Genomic DNA, 18,737 nt, shown 5'->3' on the forward strand with positions numbered 1-18,737 from the left:
GCATGACCCAATCCGCTATTATTGAACGACTGGCCACACTCAGGGCCGGTTTGAACGAATATAACTACCAGTATTATGTACTGGATGCCCCTACGGTTCCCGACGCCGAATACGACAGGCTGATGCAGGAACTCAAGGCGCTGGAAAGCCAGCATCCGGATCTGATTACCCCTGATTCACCCAGCCAGAAGGTTGGCGGTGAACCTGTGTCAGCCTTTGGTGAAGTGGCACACGAAGTGCCGATGCTGTCGCTGGATAATGCCTTTGACGATGATGAGTTTCATGCCTTTGTAAAACGCATGGGCGACAGATTAAAACGTGATTTACAAGGCGGCTTTTGCTGCGAACCCAAGTTAGACGGACTGGCGGTCAGTCTACTGTATGAACATGGCCAACTGGTGCGCGGTGCCACCCGTGGAGATGGGCGTACCGGCGAGAATATCAGCGCTAATGTAAAAACCATCGCCAATGTACCCTTAATGCTCAGAGGCGCAGGTTATCCGGCCAGGCTGGAAGTGCGCGGTGAAGTGTTTATGACCCGCAGTGGTTTTGAAAAACTGAATCAAAGCCAGGTCGAGCAGGGTAAAAAAGTGTTTGCCAATCCGCGTAACGCGGCAGCGGGCAGCTTGCGCCAGTTAGATTCGCGGATCACCGCATCCAGACCCTTAACCTTTTATGCCTATTCGGTGGGATTGGCTGAAGGCGGTGCCTTGGCGGATAGCCATTATGGACGTCTGCAACAACTGAAAGACTGGGGACTGCCCCTTTGCCCGGAAATTCGTCTGGTTGAGGATGCCAAAGGATGTACCGCTTTTTATCAGCAAATCCTGCAAAAGCGCGACAATCTCGCCTATGAAATTGACGGTGTGGTAATCAAACTCAATGATCTGGCACTTCAGCAGGAACTGGGTTTTGTTGCCCGCGCGCCGCGCTGGGCTATTGCCTGGAAGTTTCCTGCCCAGGAAGAAATGACCGAGCTGCTGGATGTGGAATTCCAGGTTGGCCGTACCGGCGCTATTACCCCTGTTGCCCGTTTAAAACCGGTATTTGTCGGCGGGGTAACAATGTCTAATGCCACGTTGCACAACCAGGATGAGATACAACGCCTGGGGATTAAAGTCGGCGATACCGTGATTATTCGCCGGGCTGGCGATGTGATCCCGCAGATTGTTTCTGTGGTCGAAGCCAAGCGCCCCGAACATGCCAGGGAAATACACTTTCCCGAGCGTTGCCCCATTTGTGATTCACAAGTGGAAAAACTGGCTGCAGAAGCGGTGGCACGTTGCACCGGCGGACTGGTTTGCGCTGCGCAGCGCAAAGAAGCCCTGAAGCATTTTGCCTCGCGTAAAGCCTTAGATGTGGATGGTCTGGGTGATAAGCTTATTGAACAACTGGTGGATATGGATTGGATCCACACCCCGGCAGATTTGTTCCGGCTGGATTTAGCCAAGCTGGCCAGTCTGGAACGTATGGGGGAAAAATCCGCCGCCAATCTGGTCAACGCACTGGATAAAGCCAAGCACACCACCTTAGCGCGCTTTTTGTATGCGTTGGGGATTCGGGAAGTGGGGGAGGCCACCGCAGCCAATCTGGCCCAGCATTTCCTTACTCTGGAAGCACTGCGCCAGGCGGATATGCAAGCCTTGCAACTTGTGCCCGATGTGGGTGAAGTGGTGGCCAGCCATATTGTTAACTTCTTTGCCGAGCCCCATAACCAGCAGGTGGTGGATGAACTATTGGACGTAGGCCTGAGCTGGCCGCAAATCGAAGTCAAAAACGCACAGGAATTGCCATTGGACGGTCAGACCTATGTCATTACCGGCACCTTGTCCAGCATGGACAGAAATGACGCCAAGGCGAAATTGCAGCAATTGGGCGCCAAAGTAGCGGGCAGTGTCTCGGCCAAAACCCACTGCCTGGTGGCCGGAGAAAAGGCCGGCTCCAAATTGGCCAAAGCCAATGAATTGGGAGTACGGGTGATGAGTGAAGAGGAAATGTTAGCGCTGTTTAGCCAGCACAATATTTAATCCTGTTACTTGCCTAACATCGTTATTCAGAGAGTGTCATGCAGGATATTCTGTTAAAGCTTACCCACCTGTTGCAGCCTTACTATATGGAAGTGGCCATGACCTTGGTGGCCACATTGCTGGTAGTGTATGGGGACGTGGTAAATAAACATATCAAACGTATGCTCAGCCCGTATCATTTTGTGCTCAGAACCCTGGTATTTGTGCTGATCTGCGCCTTTGGCTATGGTGCCTTTATTCTTTTTGTCACACCCTTTACCAAACAGCTGATCCTGATGCTGCCGGCCATGTATCAGGGCATAGTCATAGTGTCAGTGTTTCTGCTGCTGGGCTATCTGGCCGAACAGCGCCGTTATATCTGATGGCAAGCACGCGACCCATTCTACCCCTTAAATTTTACGATAATGAGGGGCGAATCAAGCCCACCTGGCCGCTGTTGGCCAGCCTGCTGGTACTGTTGCGCGCGTTTCTGGTGTTTATTGCCTCCATTAGTTACCGGCCTGACACCAGCCTGTTATTAGGGCTGTTCTATCCGGATCGGCACTATTTTTATCTTTGTCTGCTGGTTGGCCTGCCAGCCTTACTGGTGATGACAATGGTTATCTGGCGGCACTGGCTAAGGGAGCGCTGGACAGGATGTTTTTATCTGATCAAGCCTTTGGTGATGCTGGCTTTGCTGGCTGATATTGCTCTGCACCTGCATATGGCCAATCACGGCCACTGGGTGTTTTCCTGGATCATTGCCCTGACCTTACTGGCGGATATGCTGATGCTGCTTTACTGGCTGCGTAGCCGTACTCTTAAGTTAATGCTTCAGGACTGGCGCAAGCCCTAAAATTTGTGCCAAGGAGGGTGGCGCTGTCTGTTGGTGTCTACTAGTGTTTAGCTGCAATGTGTGTTGTGTTTGTCGGCCATCTTTGGTTGAAGCCATTGTGCGATTGGGTCTGTTGAATCCTGTGGCAGTGGCTTGACGGATCTTAAAATAACCATGTTAGATAAGGATATCCGCTATGAACTTAGCGATTCACCCTTCAGTCGGTGTTGCCCGTTTAGGCAACAGTCAACAACAATTCTGTCTATCTCCTGTGACTATTGGTGGTTTGCCCTTTGAGGCGGACAGCCAGGGCAACAGACTTGGCCCTATCGAGCAGTTTAAAGACCCAGCAGGTCAAATTCGTCGCCAGGGACAGCCTTTCAGTATCTTCGACAGTGACGGTACGGAACTGACATTGTCGTCAGCCAATGTGGCGGCCATCACCTGGACAGTGCATCTGGCCAATAAAAAAGCCGCCTGGTATCAATACAGTGAATTGCAGGGCAACCTGCTGTATGGCGAACAAAACAGCTATGCGGCCCGCGGTACGCCCTGGCGCAACCCGGACTTAACCGGTGACGTTGCGCGAAGGCCACTGATTGTTGACCCGGGGCCGCGTACAGTTAGTGGTGCCGGACAGCACATCGCGTTTGATAAGCAGAACATTCCCAACGGTTATCCGGCGTCTTTCCCACCCGAACAGGTAAAATATGGAACTGCAGTTACTACCCTGGGCGATTTATACACAGACGATGAAGGCCGTCTGATTGTGCTGGGTGGGTACGGTCATGCTGGTGGCGATGAACCGCTGACCAGTTATGGCGGTTCCAATACTTGGCACGACGATATCGCTGACGGTCCGGTTTATTGCAAAGTCCAGTTTAATGACGGTTCGCCTGAGGTAAACCTACAGGCTTGGGTCATTGTCGGGTCACCGGATTTTGCTCCGGAAATCGTAAATATTTCAACCCTGAGCGACACGATGTTCGATGTGGGGATTCGTCATTTTCAACTGGATGCAGAGATGTACGCCAATGGCGGCTATAACGCCTCTTTTCAGGCCAACTTCCAGCGTGACATTTTGCCGATTATCCAGCGCATAGGGCGTTATCAATGGGTGGCTAATGTGCAGTCCATGAGCGCGTTTTCATCCAATGTTTTTGATTTCAGCGACAACAGTGAAGCGAATAGGGCAAACCGCGAGAATTATTTTAACTACTTCAGGCAGCCGGACGATAAGTCTAACCCATCACCAGATCAGCCACAGCAGCAACTGTTTGTTGAAGGGGCATCTGGCACTTTGCCGGGCATGCCGCTGAACTCCGGTAGTAACTCGGTCAGCAATCAGACGGTGGAGAAATTTCTAGCCCTGGACGAAACCCAGTATTTTCTGCTCAGTCAATGGGCTAAAGGCCAATTTAGCAGCGGTAATGACACTCCGGCTTATCAGGTCAATGCCATGGATCAGGCTAGCGTTGGTAACTGTGTTGGCCTGCCTATGTGTCCGGGTATTGAGGTCACCTGGAGTTTACAGAACGCCAATTTGTACAGCGCCCCTTATGTGATAAACGATCAGGCCGGCCCCAACGCCTACAACAGCAGTGGTTTGTCTCCCTCCAGAGATGAATGTGAGGGCGGCGGATGCCAGCCTGGCGATTTGACCAAACGTATGGCCTGCCCCTGGCAGGCGGATTTCTTTCAGTGCACCATACAAACGGTTAACTTCAGCGACCCGGCCGTCAATAAGGTGGATGGCATACCCAAACCGCCCACTTATTATGCATACTGGTGGCCGCCACAAAGCCCATGGGATGTGCTGACCGGAGAGTTAACCGCAGAAGGACAGGCGGTCTCTCATCTACCTGCCGGCCAGCAAATGAACTATGCGCGTGGTATCAATAACTTTGTGCAAATGGTGGAGCATTGGTCAGCCCTAGCCTTTATCCGCGATGCGAATGCGGGAGACAGCGGTTTTCCGTATTTTACTGAAACCGAACGCAACAATGAGCTATTTGCCTTCAAAGAAGTACCGGTCAGCCAAATAAGTGGTAACCCGCAGGATGAAGAAACCACCATTCCGGTGTTTTATATTGAGGAAAACACTGAAGCAATTCGCAGTAAAGGACTGCGGGCGCAAAAGATGGTGGACTTTCTGGAGAAGCGGGCCTTTAAAGCCATTAAAGTGGCCAAAGGAGGATTGGGTATGCCGCGTTCCGGCACCCGGGCAAGGCGCTAAACTATGTCAGCACATGGATGTGATGTGGTGATATTCGGCGCTGGCCCTGCCGGGCTTAGCGCCGGTATTACCCTGCTCAACCATACACAGCTTTCAGTATGGATAGTTGAGCAGTCCAATCTTCAGTCTCTACGGGTGGGAGAAAGCGTTTCCGCCAGCATTTTCAGTCTGCTGGACTATCTGCAGTTATCTCGGGATGAATTTCCGCCGACCTGTTTTTTACCTACGTATTCCAGCACAGCATACTGGGGGAGCGACAAGCCCACCAACAGGGAATCACTGTTCAGTGTTGAAAGCCAGGGGTATCAACTGGACAGGCAAGCCTTTGATTTTTCGCTGATGGAAAAATTTACTGCGCTGGGGGGGCACTTGCTGCCGCGCTGCCATATTCAACAGATGCAACCCACAACACAGGGTTGGCAGCTTCGATTTGACCACGTTGAGCAAGGGAGCTTGTCGGTGGAGTGCCGATTTATATTGGACGCCAGCGGTCGTCAGACAAGTTTGGCGCCAAAGCTGGGAATACGATACCGCGAAGTAGATCGTCTGACCGGCGTTGGTCTGTTTATGCAACCGCCAGCGGGACAAAGCCTGGTTCAGGAACAATGGATAGAGAGTACGGAGCTGGGCTGGTGGTATTGTGCGGCTACCCCTGGTAATCAGTGGGTGGTGACGTTTTTTTCTGACGCCGATTTGCTGCATCAGCACCGCCTTAACAGATTGGATTGCTGGCTAAGCTTGCTGGCATCTACGCATAAAATGAAAAATAAGTTAGCCGGTGCCAGAACGTGTTCCTCCAAGCTATGGTTAAAAAGTGCCGCTTCCAAATGCTGCTTACCTGCTTGGTTGAGCGGCTACCTGCCCGTAGGGGATGCCGCCCTGGCCTTCGACCCTATTACTTCCATGGGGTTGGGATTTGCCATGACATCTGGCGCAGAAGCTGCTCGGATCGTAGCATCGCTACTGGGCGGACTGGGTGTCGACGTTTCACCTGACTACTGGCAGCAACTCAACCAGCATTTCCAAAGTTATCTGAAAAATCGCCAACAGTTTTACACCCTCGAACAGCGTTGGTCTTCGGCGCCTTTCTGGCACAGAAGGCATGGGGAAAGCAAAGAACCAGCATCAGACACAGCCCAACCCCATCTTTACACCTGATTTACAAAAACTCTGCATCTTAAAAGGTAAATCCTTGATTTGCTGCTAATAGTTAATTGCCATTCAGGCAGATACGTGGAATTCACAAAAAAGGACATTTTATGCAGAAGCAAAAACTATATACCGCAGTATTGACCTCACTCTTCACCAGCTTACCAAGTTCAGCATTGCTTGCTCAGCAGGATACCGGTATGGAATCACTGGAAAAAATTCAGGTGACTGGCTCAAGGATAAAGCGCACTGATATGGAAGGACCCAGCCCGGTTCAAAGCATTGACCGGGCGGATATTGAACGAACCGGTTTTCAAAACTTACAACAATTATTGGAGCGGCTGCCGGTTAACGGCGCTGGCACATTTTCAACCCGCAATAACAGCCAGGATTCCACCGCCAATGGTGCAGCTGCCGTAAGCCTGCGTGGGCTTGGGCCGGATGCTACCCTGGTCTTGATTAATGGCCGGCGGGTAGGGATCAGTGCCTTTGCCGAAGGCGTGACCAACTCTTTTGTGGATATTAACAGCATTCCTGTGTCGGCTATTCAGCGCATTGATATCTTAAAAGATGGTGCCTCAGCGATTTACGGCTCTGATGCGGTGGCTGGCGTGGTCAATATCATCCTTAAACAGGATATTGATGGGTTGGAAATCGAAGCCTCTTATGGACAGACCAAGGGCGGCGATTATGATGAGAAACATGTCAGTATGGTCTGGGGCACTGGCGAGGGAAAAAGTCGGGCATCAGTGATCTTTGATTACTTTAATAACTCAGAATTAAGTAATGCAGATATGGGGCGGTTTGGCACGGCAGATCAAACCCCTTATGGCGGCATGGATTTTCGTTCATCCCGCGGATTTCCCGGCTATTTCTATGTGAACGGAGTAAAAACCGTTGATCCAGCTTGCCCGCCTGAGCAATTAAATGTCGAAAACCAAAACTGCTACTATGACTACGGGCCGGCCAGTATCACTATTCCCAAAGCTGAGCGGCTGGGGGCCATCTTTATGCTCAATCATGAATTTGGCAATGATATTGAAGCTTTTGTGGAGGTGGCTGTACAGCACAATACTTCCAATGCCGGTGGCGCTGCCACACCGCTGGACGAGTCGGCCGGGCTGACGGTACCTGCTTCCCATCCCAATAACCCCTTTGGTCAGGATATTGATATTGGGCGCTTTCGCCCGGTTGATGGTGGCAACCGCCGCTGGGATATTGAATCCGACACCTTGAGAATGCTGGCAGGGCTAAAAGGCGAATTTAATCAGTGGCTGTGGGAAGTGTCGGTGCAAAAAGGTCGCAGCGAATCACAGCAAACCGGTAATCAACATCAGGGTTGGGTAAGGGTAGATTACCTGCAACGGGAAATTAATGCCGGGCGCTATAATCCGTTTGGCGGCACATACAATGATGCCGATGTGGTTGCCGACATTACCACCAGTCTGGTGCGTCTGGGGGAATCAAGGATCACTGCAGCGGATATTAGTATCAGTGGCGACTTGTTTGAGTTTGAACAGAACAGGGTGATGATGGCGGCAGGGCTTGAATATCGTAAGGAGCAGGTGTCGGACATCCCTGATGAACAGTTCCAGCAGGGGCTGATCTTCGGCACCGAAGCGGTATCTGCAGCAGCCAAACGTAGCCAATGGGCTGCCTACCTGGAGTTTTCTGTGCCCTTTGGCGATGCGCTGGAACTGCAGGCGGCGGGCCGTTACGATGACTACAGTGATTTTGGTAGCACCTTTAACCCCAAATTCGCCATGCGCTACTTAATTAGTGACGATATTACCCTGCGCGCGTCCTGGGCACAGGGCTTCAGAGCGCCGTCATTGGCGCAAGTTGGTTTGGGCCCCTCTGAAATATCCGTATTCTTTAAAGACACCTATCGCTGTCTGGCCATGGGGCTGGATCCGGATACAGAATGTGATGTGCTGGATTACAATGTCGAGTTTCGCGGTAACCCAGATTTAAAAGCGGAAGAATCTGAGTCCTGGAATATCGGTATTTTCTACGCCAATGACACAGGGTTTGATGCTGGCTTTGATCTTTGGAGTATCACGCAGGAAAACAAGATTGAGGTTTTCCATGAAGATGTTTATCAGGCCCAGTGTAACCAGCAGAACAGTCCCTTGTGTGAGCGTAATCCACCCCAAGCCGGTGAGTCACTGGGGGTGTTGTCCAAAGTACACGGCAACCTGCGCAATGTCAGCAGTCAGGATGTGGCCGGAGTAGACCTGTCAGCCAACTACAGGTTGGATATGCAGGAATGGGGGGAAGTGAAATTTGGTATCCAGTGGACCGCCATGCATAAATTTGAGCGTGGTGGCAGAGACTACCTGGGGGAATATGAATACCCTAAACACCGCTGGGTGGGTACAACGGACTGGCGGCTGGGTGATGTTGGGGTCAGTTTGATCTTCAGTTACATTGGCGAGTTCGAAGATACCCCGGATATAGACTTTGACGGCAATCTTGATTTTGACCAGAATCAAAGTCGTATGGTGGACAGCCATTTGTTAACCGACCTGCAACTTACCTGGCAGGCCAGCCAGCCGCTACGCCTGACATTGGGGGTAAACAATCTGTTTGATAAGGAGCCGCCCTTTGCCATTGGCAATGGCGATGACGATCTGTTTGGTTATGTTTCAACGGTGCATAACCCCAGAGGCCGACATTTGTATGCCAAAGCGGCATATCGCTTCTAATATTGCGAGCAGCGCCGCCATGCTAGGCGGCGCATTTTGTATAGAGAAGGGCCATTTAGCTTGTGAATATAAAAAGCTGTTTATAGTTTGTTGGATGTACTGCCTAACTTATTGGGCATTGTTGCTAATTGCCTGATCAAAGTAATTTTTGACGCTGATCTGACTGTCGTTAGCCAGTCGCTGATAACAAATACCGGCAAAGGCATAGGTGTGGCCAGCGTATTCCAACACCACGTAAGGGGCATCTGGGTTACTGTTATCGTAATGCCAATGGCCGCCCACCAGTTTACGGAAAATCTCACCAATGTATGCGCCATACAGATTGCAAATGGTAAATACCGCAGCATTTTCCAGGGCTGAGTCACTGTATTTTTCCAACCATTTAAGAATGGCCACATCCACCAGCGCCACACTCTGTGGGCTGTGGTCCAGTTCAATGCCAAACTCTTCACGGGTTGTCAGCACCGCATTGTGAGCAGTATCTGACATCAGACTATGCAACTCTTCACGGGTCATTTGCATCAGTTTTCCTCTGGTCTTTGGTCTCGCTCGGCACACTCGTTATGTATCTGCCGGTGTGCGAGAATCAATTCTGATAATAATTTACTTCCTGGTCCGAGGGTATCAGGGTTGGGATGAACTAACCATGCTACCAGCTTACGAAAGGTGCTACCCTGAATTTCAAGCTTGACCAGATCGCCACTAACAATATGTTGTTCTACCGTGTGGGTTGGCAGCCAGCAAAATCCCTGGCCCTGCAGCATCAGTTCAATGGCGGTATTAAAGTGGCTGACTGTCCAGCGCTGCTCTGAACGCAACCAACCCTGCTTTTCATTGGGGGACTGGGAGGTGTCTTTAATTACCAGTTGCAGATGGTGCAGTAATTCATTGGCATCAATAGGGGAAGGCAGCGCCGCCAGTGGATGTTCAGCGTGGCACACCGCTATAAAGTAAAGCTCGGCAATGGGTTCGCCCAGATAACCTTTGGGCACGGTGCCGGTAATCACTATGTCAGCCCAACCATCGGTAATGGCCTCTTCGGTGCCGGTTAGCACAGTGTCGATGATTTTCAGGCGACTGCCGCGGCTTTGTGGGTAAAACGCCTTTAAGGCCGGATAAAACAGTTCTCTGGGGTAAGCTAAGTCTAAGGCGACGGTGATTTCAGGCTCCCAGTCCTGATTGATATTCTCTGCCAGGAACTCAAGCTCCTGCACATTCTGGGTCAGGTGCCGGGAACGGCGTAGCATGACCTCACCGGCTTCGGTCAGAAAAGCTTTGCGTCCCTTCACTTCCAGCAATTGCACATTGAGCTGACTTTGCAATTTCGCTACCGCGTGATTTAACGAAGATTGGCTTTTATTCAGCTTAGCGGCGGCATGGGCATAGCCGCCATGGTCGACCACAGCCTGTAAAATTCGCCATTGTTCCAGGGTGGTTTTAGGCCTGTACATTGTGCTGATATTTCTATTTTTTCGATAGGTTCCTATGCTAGTGCCGGGGCAGGGGAATTGCAACGCTGTTAGGTAATCAGCTCATATTAACTGCAAGTAATCCCCACATCTCCAGATTCACTGCCTGGACGCACAGAATGCAGCGTTTTCAACAATATATACTGAAAGCGCTGCGTTTCTCTGCGTGTTCTCTGCGGCTTTGCGAGAGAGTATTTTCTGCTCGTTAGTGGCAATCAGGGCTGCGGCAAAGCAGAAAAGTCTACTAGTGGCTGCTGACCGTTAGGATTGCGCTCAAACCGGCTATCAGCTTGAGTTGGCGGATAAACAAAGCCACCGTTTTTCAGAATAAAACCGTTGTCATCACTGTCACCCTGGAAATCCAGACGATCTTCGTCCCGTCCGGTGCCGTCCACCGTGAAGCGGGCCTGGGTTAATTCATGCCATTGCCCTTCGGTGTCCATGGCCCATTGATTCTGATACCAGGCCCAGCGGCCCTGATCGCCATATTGGGTCAGAAAATTCTCTAAAAAGCTGTGCAGACGGGTGGCATAGGTATCGGTCTGTGGGCGTTTAAAGCTGGCGATAAGTTGCCAACTATCTTGTGCTTTAGGCTTAAACCAGGCTGTATAGTCTGTACTGTTATCCCCGGCTGGGGTGACCTTTAATAAAAAGCTGTAGGTGGTATCGGCCTGCCATGTGTATTTCAGGTAGCTTTGACCTCCCGAACCCTCGTTACCAAATTCCCCGGTATACACGCCATCGCCTTTGCCAAGTAACTGAATGCGCTGCTCGGGGGGAATTTGACTCGGGTCGTCAGTTTGAAACGGGCTCCAGATAGAAAACAGCACCCGCCTTTCTATCTCCGAATTGACCTGAATACCAAAATAGCCTTCCCCAAAACCATTGGCCATATAGTAAGAGCCGGGTACATCCTGACCACCGGGAACAGTGATCTCGCTGTAAAACCACTCGATGTCACGATTAACTGGCATATCGTAGCTGAAATGCACAGAGGGACCACGCCGTCCCCAATAAGGATTGCCTTCATCCAGATAATACAGCGTCGTGGTGCTGTCTTTGGGCCAGACGGCCAGGCTATGTAACCTGGGCAGGTCACCACTCTGGCCATTCAAACTGCGAATTTTAAGCTGCTGATAGCCTGCGCTGCCCAGTGTGACCTCAAACAACGGGTAAGTATGTTGCTGGCCTTTGTCCAGGGTCAGTTCAACTTCCTGATCGCCCAGGCTAACGGCCAAACGCTGAGAGGTGTCAGTGCTTGCCGTCAGGCCAAGCGTCAGGGTATCAGCTCTATCCAGAGCAAAATAACTTAGCAGGCTATGTTGATTGTTTTGCCAGTTAAGCGTAGTGGCGTCTTCATTGGCCACCAATGCCAGACTGGCAGCCGGGTTATCTTGCACCCAGGTATTAAAGCTCAATGGAATGTCCACCGCCTGACTGCTGGGCAAGGTGAGAATGTTGGCATCAGGCTGCTGGGTTAGCTGTGGTGCATTGTCGCTGCTGCCGCCGCAACTGCATAACAGCAATAATAGCGGTACTGTGAATTTATGTTGATTAAGCATGGCACTATCCGTTGCTAACAGGTTGAAAGAATTGCCGCCTAAGGACAAGGCGGCAATGGTCAGGTTTAGAATTTAGCTCTGACGCCCAGGGAAATCTGGCGTCCAAAGCGGTTAAGTAGACTCACCTGATCTTCCACCTTGGTGTAGGCCCAATAACGTTCGTTGGTCAGGTTGCTGCCTTCGGCAAAAATGCTGATTTTGTCTGTGACATCATAGCTCAGGCTGGCATCCCACTGACCGTAGTCAGAAATATAAGCCGGTCCGCCCCAGGCTTCAGGGTCATACATATATTTACCACGCCAGTTATAGGCAACACGGGCCTGAATGCCATATTGCTCATAATAGACCACCGCGTTGTAGGAGTTTTTCGACATACCTTTAAATGGCAAATTTTTGGCTTTGCGCTCAGGATCGTCGTAGCTGCTGTCCACATAGGTATAGTTAAACTGAAAGCCCAGGCCGTTAAAGGGCTCGGGCAACCATTCATCAAAAGATTGCTGGTAAGCAAATTCAAGGCCTTTGATATTAGCACCATAAGGACTTTTAACTGTACGGTTACCATGATAGGTGATGCCGTTTAGGGTATAAGGTCCTTCCACTTCTTCGATAAAGGACTTGATATCCTTAACAAACAGACCGCCGCTTAAGGCGCTGCTGTCACCAAAATACCACTCCAGGGTCATATCGGCCTGATTGGCTTCTTCCGGCGTAGAACTGGGATCGCCCATATTCAGGGTCGGCAGACCATTCTCCTTGCTTTCAAAACTCACTGCTTTCCAAGGGCGCAGGTGATTGAGACTAGGACGGCTGATGACTTTGGCGGCCGAGAAACGGAACAGCAACTCATCGGTCAGGCTCAGTTTAAAGTTTAAGCTGGGGAGTACATTGGAGTAATCGCTGGCAAAACTGACATCCACCGCTTCATTCCAGCCGTTCTTAATCGGATTTTTCGTATCATCAAGGACAATTTTATCCAGCTGGTAAACAGCACCAATAGAGCTGGTGCTGGTTTGCGATGCTCTGAGGCCCAGATTCAGCTTATACGGCAGAGAAAACAATTCATCTTCAAAGTAGGCCTGCACATAAGCGGTTTTTACCTCTTCTTCGATGGTGTAGCTACCAGCACGGCTCTGTGAGGCAACAATGTATTTGTCAGCCGCCTCGGCATTAATAGTGCGATAAAAGTCCAGCAGCTTATCGTAGTCAAAGCTGGGCCAGGGCTGTGGCATCTGACCGGCTTCACCGTCCATAAAGTTGTCAAAGTTGGCGGCCTGGAACACATCCGATGGAATGCGAAATAAGGTGAAGTCGCCATTGGTAAATACGGAACTGTTGTCGTAAGGAAGCTTTTGTCCTTCCAGGTAGTGGCCACCACGACTAAACATACCGGGGGCTAAGGACGCATATTCACTGCGGGCTTTTGACTGTTTCAAATAGGTCAGGCCAAATTCCACTTTACTCAGTATGCCGTCTTCAAAGCGGTATTCACCGATAAGCTTGGCATCATCCACCTTGTCTTCCACCCCGACACCGGTGTTGCGGCTGTAGTGCGCGCCGTAGGTTTGTTCGGCATTCAGTCCTGGTGACATCACCACATCAGGCAGCATATTGCCGGTGTTATGGTCGATGCGAATGCTGTCGATAAAGCCCCGTGCGACCACAAAGCGGTTGTCACCGGCGTTTTCATTTTTGGCCTTGGACGTAGCCAAGTCGGCGGTGACCGTCAGTGCGTCACTGGCATACCATTTAGTATTAAAGGCAAACTGGTAAGTATCGGTTTTTCTGGGTTCGGTCAGGTTAAGCAGTTCTACCATGGTATTGCCTGTTTGCGTCATGGCCACCACACGGCCCTGATCGTCAAAGGTGGCATCGGTAAATACCGGCGTACCAGGTGTCCAAGATTCATCATAGTTAACAAAACCAATCTGATAGCGATGGCCGTCGGTATTGTAGCGCGAATACAAGCCGTCGAAATTTACATCCAGTGCTTCAGTCGGCCGCCATTGCACAGCCACCGTTCCGCCGATACGGGTGCGGGTATCCTGAGCATTATTGAAATACATATAGCTGGGAATTTTTGATGCGTAGGTTTCGTTTTCATCAATCACACCATTGCCATTGGTGTCCACAGGCACGCCCGCGCTGTCTTCATCCCAGCCTTCATCCGGGTCAAAGAAACCGCCGGCGGAATACTCGTCTTCACGCAGGGTCTTCTTTGAATAAGCACCGGATATCAGCACGCCAAAGGTGTTGTCGCTGTTCACATCACCAATGATAAAAGAGCCGTGTGGGTTAATATCTTCAGAGCGGGATTCGTAGATGCCTTTTCCCGACAGGCTTAAGGTAAAGCCTTCAAGATCAAGGGGTTTACGGGTCTGGATATTGACTATTGCGCCAATGCCACCTTCGGTAAGCCTGGCTTCTGGCGACTTATACACTTCCAGTACGTTTACCAGTTCCGAAGCGATAGTGTCATAGTTAAAATCACGCCCGGCATTGTCCGAAGCCAATTTGCGGCCATTCAAGGTGGTGATGTTGTAGCCGTCACCCAGCCCCCGTACCAGAATATTCTGCCCCTCACCGCCATTGCGGGTAATGGTAATGCCGGGAATACGTTGCAGTGCTTCAGCCAGGTTTTCGTCGGGGAACTTGCCGATATCGTCGGCGATAATCAGGTCAACCACACTGTCTGCGTTTTGTTTTTGAAACAGTGATTCAGTGATACTGCTGCGCAGGCCGCGAACCTGAATCTTTTCAACGTCCTGGCCTTTAACGTCCTGGCTGTCTTCTTGGTTTTCTTGTTGTTGCGCCAGCGTTGGCAGGCTGGTACCCAGCAGTGCCATGGCCAGACACAGCGATAATTTACTGTACTTGGTTTTCATTGTTTTGTTGTCCCCTCGATTTCACTTGTGCAAATGGTCTTTAAACGAAAGCAAATGAAACTTGCATATGTTTGCTTCGTGTTAAATAAAACGCCAATCCTGTTAAATGATCAAGAAAAAATGAAAAAAAACTTTTAATATCTTTCGAAGTTGTGCATGATGCTAGCCAATGAAAGACACCAATATCCCTTGGGAAAGTTGGTTAACTGTTTGGGATATATAAGGTTTTTGATATGTGGCAGGGGGTTTGTCTGAGCTTTCAAAGTCTTTTGAATGTATTCGATGCCATGCTAGATTTTGTTCCTCACTTACAAAGGGGAAACAAACGTGGATGCATTTAACAGTATTGAGAGACAGCAGGAAATCCTGCGCCAGACCCAGGCCCAGGGCAAGGTGTCGGTTAAGGCACTGGCTGAACAATTTAAGGTGTCGGAAGTCACCATACGCAACGATCTTAGCGTGCTGGACCGCAAGAAATTACTGGTGCGCTCGCGGGGCGGCGCCATGGTCAACAGCCAACTGGGTCGTGAGTTGTCACTCAAGGAAAAGAGCGGGCAGAACTCGGCACTGAAACAGGAACTTGGTGCACTGGCTGCCCAGCTGGTTGGCGAGGGCGAACGAATTTTGCTGGACTCCGGCACCACCACGCAGGAAGTGGCGGCCTGCTTAGTGGATAAGGAAGATCTGGTGGTGATGACCAATGGCTTGAACATTGCCACCGAGCTGGCGCGTTCCGACTCGGTGGAAGTGATGTTGACCGGCGGTACGCTGCGTAAAAAGTCTATGTCGTTTTATGGTGCTATCGCCGAGCGAAGCTTACAGAACTACAACTTCAGCAAGCTGATACTCGGCGTGGACGGATTTGATTTGCGCACTGGCATTGGTACGCATTTCGAGAAAGAAGCCATTCTCAACCGGCTGATGTGTGAGATGGCAGAAGAGATAGTGGTAGTGACGGACTCGTCTAAGTTTGAACGCCGGGCTTTTCATGCAATCTGTGCCATTGCGCAGATCCATACGCTGGTGACCGACTCTGGGATTCCGCAGAACTACGTAGATGAACTGGATAAATTAGGTATCAAACTGCACTTGGTGGACCGACATACCGAGTAATAGGAGCAATACATGTCTGAATTTAATCGTCGATCATTTCTTAAAGCAGCAGCAGCGACTGCTGCAGCAGGTGCCGTGGTGGCATGCAGCAGCACGGGGCAGGGCGCGGGCGCACCCAGGGCATTGGGTAAATCAGTGATGGGACTGACTGTTGCGCCCATGCAGGTTGTCAGAGCGGCGATTATTGGGGTAGGTGAGCGTGGCGTTGGTTTTGTCAGCCACCTGTGTAACCTTGACGGCGTTGAGCTAAAAGCCATTTGCGATATTGACCCGCAAGTCACGGCCCGAGCTGTCAAGGTGGCCGAAAAACATGGCCGGCCCAAGCCAGATGTGTACGGCAAAACCGACAAACACTATCTTGATATGCTGGCCCGCGATGATTTAGATATTGTCATTATCGCCACTCCCTGGCGCTGGCACCATCCCATGGCAAAAGCCACGATGCTGGCGGGTAAACATGCCTTTGTGGAAGTTCCCATGGCCACCACTATTGAAGATCTGTGGGATCTGGTGGACACCTCTGAAGCGACGCAGAAAAACTGCATGATGATGGAAAACGTCTGCTACGGGCGTGACGAGCTGATGGTGCTGAATATGGTGCGCCAGGGTGTGTTTGGTGAGTTGCTGCATGGCGAAGCCGCCTATATTCATGAGCTGCGCTGGCAGATGAAAGAAATTGATCGCAAGACCGGCTCCTGGCGCACCTATCACCATACCCGCACCAACGGCAACTTGTATCCCACCCATGGTCTTGGCCCCGTTGCCCAGTATATGAATATCAACCGCGGTGATAAATTTGACTATATGAGTTCAATGAGTTCACCGGCGCTGGGGCGTGCAGCCTACGCTAAACGTGAATTCCCGGCCGATCACGAGCGTAACCAACTGCACTATATTACGGGTGATATCAACACCAGTATTATCAAGACGCACCTGGGGCGTACCATTATGGTACAGCACGACACCACCACGCCGCGCCCTTACACCAGACTGAATCTTATTCAGGGTACCAACGGTGTGTTTGCCGGTTTCCCTAACCGTATTGCATTGGAAGAAGGTGGCAGCGGCAGTTTCCATGAATGGGACTACGATATGCAGAAGTGGTATCAGAAATATGACCACCCGCTGTGGACGCGTATGGGGCAGGAAGCAGAACGCAATGGTGGTCATGGCGGGATGGATTTTCTGATGGTCTGGCGCATGATTTATTGTCTGCGTAATGGTGTACCGCTGGATCAGGATGTCTACGATGGGGCGGCCTGGTCGGCAGTATTCCCACTGTCTAAAGCATCAGTAGCCGATCGCGGTAACTCCAAAGACTTCCCTGACTTCACCCGGGGACAGTGGCAGCACGGCAAACCACTGGGCATCGCCAGCTAGCATATACGGGGCTGAGGCTCCGCCTATGCGCCTTTCAAATGATAATTGAGAAATGGCGGCACAGGTTGTCCGCCAGTGTGACTGATATTGTGGATGAGGAGCCAGTATGCAGCATCTTCAAGATATTTTTGCCGCCAACCGCCGTGGCGAGCCCCGTGGCATTTATTCGGTATGTAGTGCCCATTCGTTGGTGCTTAAGGCTGCCATGCAGCAGGCTAAAGCAGACAACAGCCTGTTGTTGGTGGAGTCCACCGCCAATCAGGTCAATCAGTTTGGCGGCTACACCGGTATGCAACCGGCAGATTTCATCGATTTTGTCTGCACCCTGGCACAACAAGTTGGCCTGGACAAGCAGCGTTTGATTTTTGGTGGAGATCATCTGGGGCCGGTCTGCTGGACCGATCTGCCTGCGGAGCAGGCTATGCTCAGATGTGAAAGTCTGATCCGCAGCTACGTACAGGCAGGATTTTGCAAGATTCATCTGGACACCAGTATGCCTTGTGCTGACGATGCGGAGCCATTAACAGACGATATTATTGCAGGCCGGGCGGCCAGACTCTGTGCGATTGCAGAGCAGGAATCAGCCAGGTTAAACCGGCAGTTGTGTTATGTGATTGGCACCGAAGTCCCGGCACCTGGTGGTGTCAATGAACTGGAAGATCACCTGGCGCCCACGCCGGTGACCAATGTACTTTATACCCTGCAGGCGCATCAGCAGGCCTTTGCTGCGGTTGGTCTGGATGATAACACCTGGAACAAGGTGGTGGCGGTGGTGGTGCAGCCGGGCGTCGAGTTTGATAACAGTAAAGTACATGAATTTGCGCCGGCACTGGCGGCTGAACTGTCTGGTGCCATCCATCAGGTGCCGAATCTGGTTTATGAAGCCCATTCCACCGATTACCAATCCCCGCAGGCGCTGGCGGCTTTGGTGAAAGGCCACTTTGCCATATTGAAAGTCGGCCCGGCGCTGACCTTTGCGCTGCGCGAAGGGGTGTTTGCCCTGTCGCATATTGAAGATGTGCTGATTGAACAGTCCAAACGTTCTGGGCTACGCGAGCTTTGTGCAGAGGCGATGCAGCAGCAGCCCAAGTATTGGCAGAAGTTTTATCCCGACGCAGAATCACAGCCCTGGTTAGCCTTTTTCAGTTACAGCGACCGGATCCGTTATTACTGGAATCAACCGGCGCTGCAGGCTGCGGTAGACAAGTTGTTAGCTAATTTGTCAGAGCTTGTGATTCCCTTGCCACTCGTTAGCCAGTATATGCCAATGCAATACCAGGCCGTGCGTCGCAAGACCATCAGCTCTGACGCCGAAGCGCTGTTACTGAATAAAATTACCGATGTACTGGCAGACTATGCTCAGGCATGTGGTCTCACTGAACACTAAGGAAACGCAA

Annotated in this window: 13 protein-coding genes; 9 read left to right on the forward strand and 4 right to left on the reverse strand. The window is 51.1% G+C overall.

All coding sequences use genetic code 11. The features are described from left to right. Positions 1 to 2: 2 nt before the first annotated feature. From ligA to CSR04_RS05355, 6 genes are all read left to right on the forward strand, one after another. Positions 3 to 2,027: an NAD-dependent DNA ligase LigA gene (gene ligA / locus CSR04_RS05330; protein WP_102795219.1), complete on the forward strand. Its 2,025-nt coding sequence runs from the start codon at positions 3 to 5 to the stop codon at positions 2,025 to 2,027. Between the two features lie 38 nt (positions 2,028 to 2,065). Next, complete coding sequence (locus CSR04_RS05335; RefSeq protein WP_102795220.1) at positions 2,066 to 2,389, forward strand: DUF3392 domain-containing protein; 324 nt, start codon at positions 2,066 to 2,068, stop codon at positions 2,387 to 2,389. Continuing rightward, positions 2,389 to 2,862 carry a DUF2919 family protein gene (locus CSR04_RS05340; protein ID WP_102795221.1) on the forward strand — a complete coding sequence of 158 codons (474 nt, stop codon included), beginning with the start codon at positions 2,389 to 2,391 and terminating at the stop codon, positions 2,860 to 2,862. Before CSR04_RS05335 ends, CSR04_RS05340 begins: the two co-directional genes overlap by 1 nt. Positions 2,863 to 3,037: 175 nt before the next feature. Further along, positions 3,038 to 5,077 (forward strand): CTQ-dependent lysine 6-oxidase LodA, encoded by a 2,040-nt coding sequence (lodA, locus tag CSR04_RS05345; RefSeq protein WP_102795222.1) that lies wholly within the window; start codon positions 3,038 to 3,040, stop codon positions 5,075 to 5,077. 3 nt (positions 5,078 to 5,080) lie between these two features. Then, complete coding sequence (gene lodB / locus CSR04_RS05350; protein ID WP_102795223.1) at positions 5,081 to 6,235, forward strand: lysine-epsilon-oxidase maturase LodB; 1,155 nt, start codon at positions 5,081 to 5,083, stop codon at positions 6,233 to 6,235. Positions 6,236 to 6,336: 101 nt separating this feature from the next. Beyond that, a complete protein-coding gene (locus tag CSR04_RS05355) occupies positions 6,337 to 8,934 on the forward strand; it encodes a TonB-dependent receptor plug domain-containing protein (protein ID WP_102795224.1) in 2,598 nt (865 codons plus the stop codon). A gap of 108 nt (positions 8,935 to 9,042) precedes the next feature. Here the strand turns inward: CSR04_RS05355 and CSR04_RS05360 are convergent, their stop codons facing one another. The 4 genes from CSR04_RS05360 to CSR04_RS05375 form a co-directional block, all read right to left on the reverse strand. After that, positions 9,043 to 9,456, reverse strand: coding sequence for a hypothetical protein (locus CSR04_RS05360; protein ID WP_102795225.1), 414 nt, complete (start codon positions 9,454 to 9,456; stop codon positions 9,043 to 9,045). After that, positions 9,456 to 10,385 carry a LysR family transcriptional regulator gene (locus CSR04_RS05365; protein ID WP_102795226.1) on the reverse strand — a complete coding sequence of 310 codons (930 nt, stop codon included), beginning with the start codon at positions 10,383 to 10,385 and terminating at the stop codon, positions 9,456 to 9,458. Before CSR04_RS05365 ends, CSR04_RS05360 begins: the two co-directional genes overlap by 1 nt. A gap of 233 nt (positions 10,386 to 10,618) precedes the next feature. Then, complete coding sequence (locus tag CSR04_RS05370; protein ID WP_102795227.1) at positions 10,619 to 11,965, reverse strand: DUF3472 domain-containing protein; 1,347 nt, start codon at positions 11,963 to 11,965, stop codon at positions 10,619 to 10,621. Positions 11,966 to 12,030: 65 nt separating this feature from the next. Continuing rightward, positions 12,031 to 14,847, reverse strand: a complete 2,817-nt coding sequence (locus CSR04_RS05375) for a TonB-dependent receptor (RefSeq protein ID WP_102795228.1) — start codon at positions 14,845 to 14,847, stop codon at positions 12,031 to 12,033. Between the two features lie 327 nt (positions 14,848 to 15,174). Here CSR04_RS05375 and agaR point away from each other — a divergent pair, with 327 nt between their 5' ends. From agaR to CSR04_RS05390, 3 genes are all read left to right on the forward strand, one after another. Further along, complete coding sequence (gene agaR / locus CSR04_RS05380) at positions 15,175 to 15,960, forward strand: transcriptional repressor AgaR (protein ID WP_102795229.1); 786 nt, start codon at positions 15,175 to 15,177, stop codon at positions 15,958 to 15,960. A gap of 12 nt (positions 15,961 to 15,972) precedes the next feature. Continuing rightward, positions 15,973 to 17,340 (forward strand): Gfo/Idh/MocA family protein, encoded by a 1,368-nt coding sequence (locus CSR04_RS05385; RefSeq protein ID WP_102795230.1) that lies wholly within the window; start codon positions 15,973 to 15,975, stop codon positions 17,338 to 17,340. Positions 17,341 to 17,446: 106 nt separating this feature from the next. Then, the gene (locus tag CSR04_RS05390) at positions 17,447 to 18,727 is read left to right on the forward strand and encodes a D-tagatose-bisphosphate aldolase, class II, non-catalytic subunit (RefSeq protein WP_102795231.1); all 1,281 of its coding nucleotides are present in this window, start codon (positions 17,447 to 17,449) and stop codon (positions 18,725 to 18,727) included. Positions 18,728 to 18,737: the final 10 nt, after the last annotated feature.

This window comes from Bowmanella denitrificans, assembly GCF_002887595.1.
Taxonomy (GTDB): domain Bacteria; phylum Pseudomonadota; class Gammaproteobacteria; order Enterobacterales; family Alteromonadaceae; genus Bowmanella; species Bowmanella denitrificans.

What these genes read in the sequence shown, in the direction of transcription:
- ligA (WP_102795219.1), top strand. Translation starts at nt 3, where the DNA reads ATGACCCAATCCGCTATTATTGAACGACTGGCCACACTCAGGGCCGGT.
- CSR04_RS05335 (WP_102795220.1), top strand. Translation starts at nt 2,066, where the DNA reads ATGCAGGATATTCTGTTAAAGCTTACCCACCTGTTGCAGCCTTACTAT.
- CSR04_RS05340 (WP_102795221.1), top strand. Translation starts at nt 2,389, where the DNA reads ATGGCAAGCACGCGACCCATTCTACCCCTTAAATTTTACGATAATGAG.
- lodA (WP_102795222.1), top strand. Translation starts at nt 3,038, where the DNA reads ATGAACTTAGCGATTCACCCTTCAGTCGGTGTTGCCCGTTTAGGCAAC.
- lodB (WP_102795223.1), top strand. Translation starts at nt 5,081, where the DNA reads ATGTCAGCACATGGATGTGATGTGGTGATATTCGGCGCTGGCCCTGCC.
- CSR04_RS05355 (WP_102795224.1), top strand. Translation starts at nt 6,337, where the DNA reads ATGCAGAAGCAAAAACTATATACCGCAGTATTGACCTCACTCTTCACC.
- CSR04_RS05360 (WP_102795225.1), bottom strand. Translation starts at nt 9,456, where the DNA reads ATGCAAATGACCCGTGAAGAGTTGCATAGTCTGATGTCAGATACTGCT.
- CSR04_RS05365 (WP_102795226.1), bottom strand. Translation starts at nt 10,385, where the DNA reads ATGTACAGGCCTAAAACCACCCTGGAACAATGGCGAATTTTACAGGCT.
- CSR04_RS05370 (WP_102795227.1), bottom strand. Translation starts at nt 11,965, where the DNA reads ATGCTTAATCAACATAAATTCACAGTACCGCTATTATTGCTGTTATGC.
- CSR04_RS05375 (WP_102795228.1), bottom strand. Translation starts at nt 14,847, where the DNA reads ATGAAAACCAAGTACAGTAAATTATCGCTGTGTCTGGCCATGGCACTG.
- CSR04_RS05385 (WP_102795230.1), top strand. Translation starts at nt 15,973, where the DNA reads ATGTCTGAATTTAATCGTCGATCATTTCTTAAAGCAGCAGCAGCGACT.
- CSR04_RS05390 (WP_102795231.1), top strand. Translation starts at nt 17,447, where the DNA reads ATGCAGCATCTTCAAGATATTTTTGCCGCCAACCGCCGTGGCGAGCCC.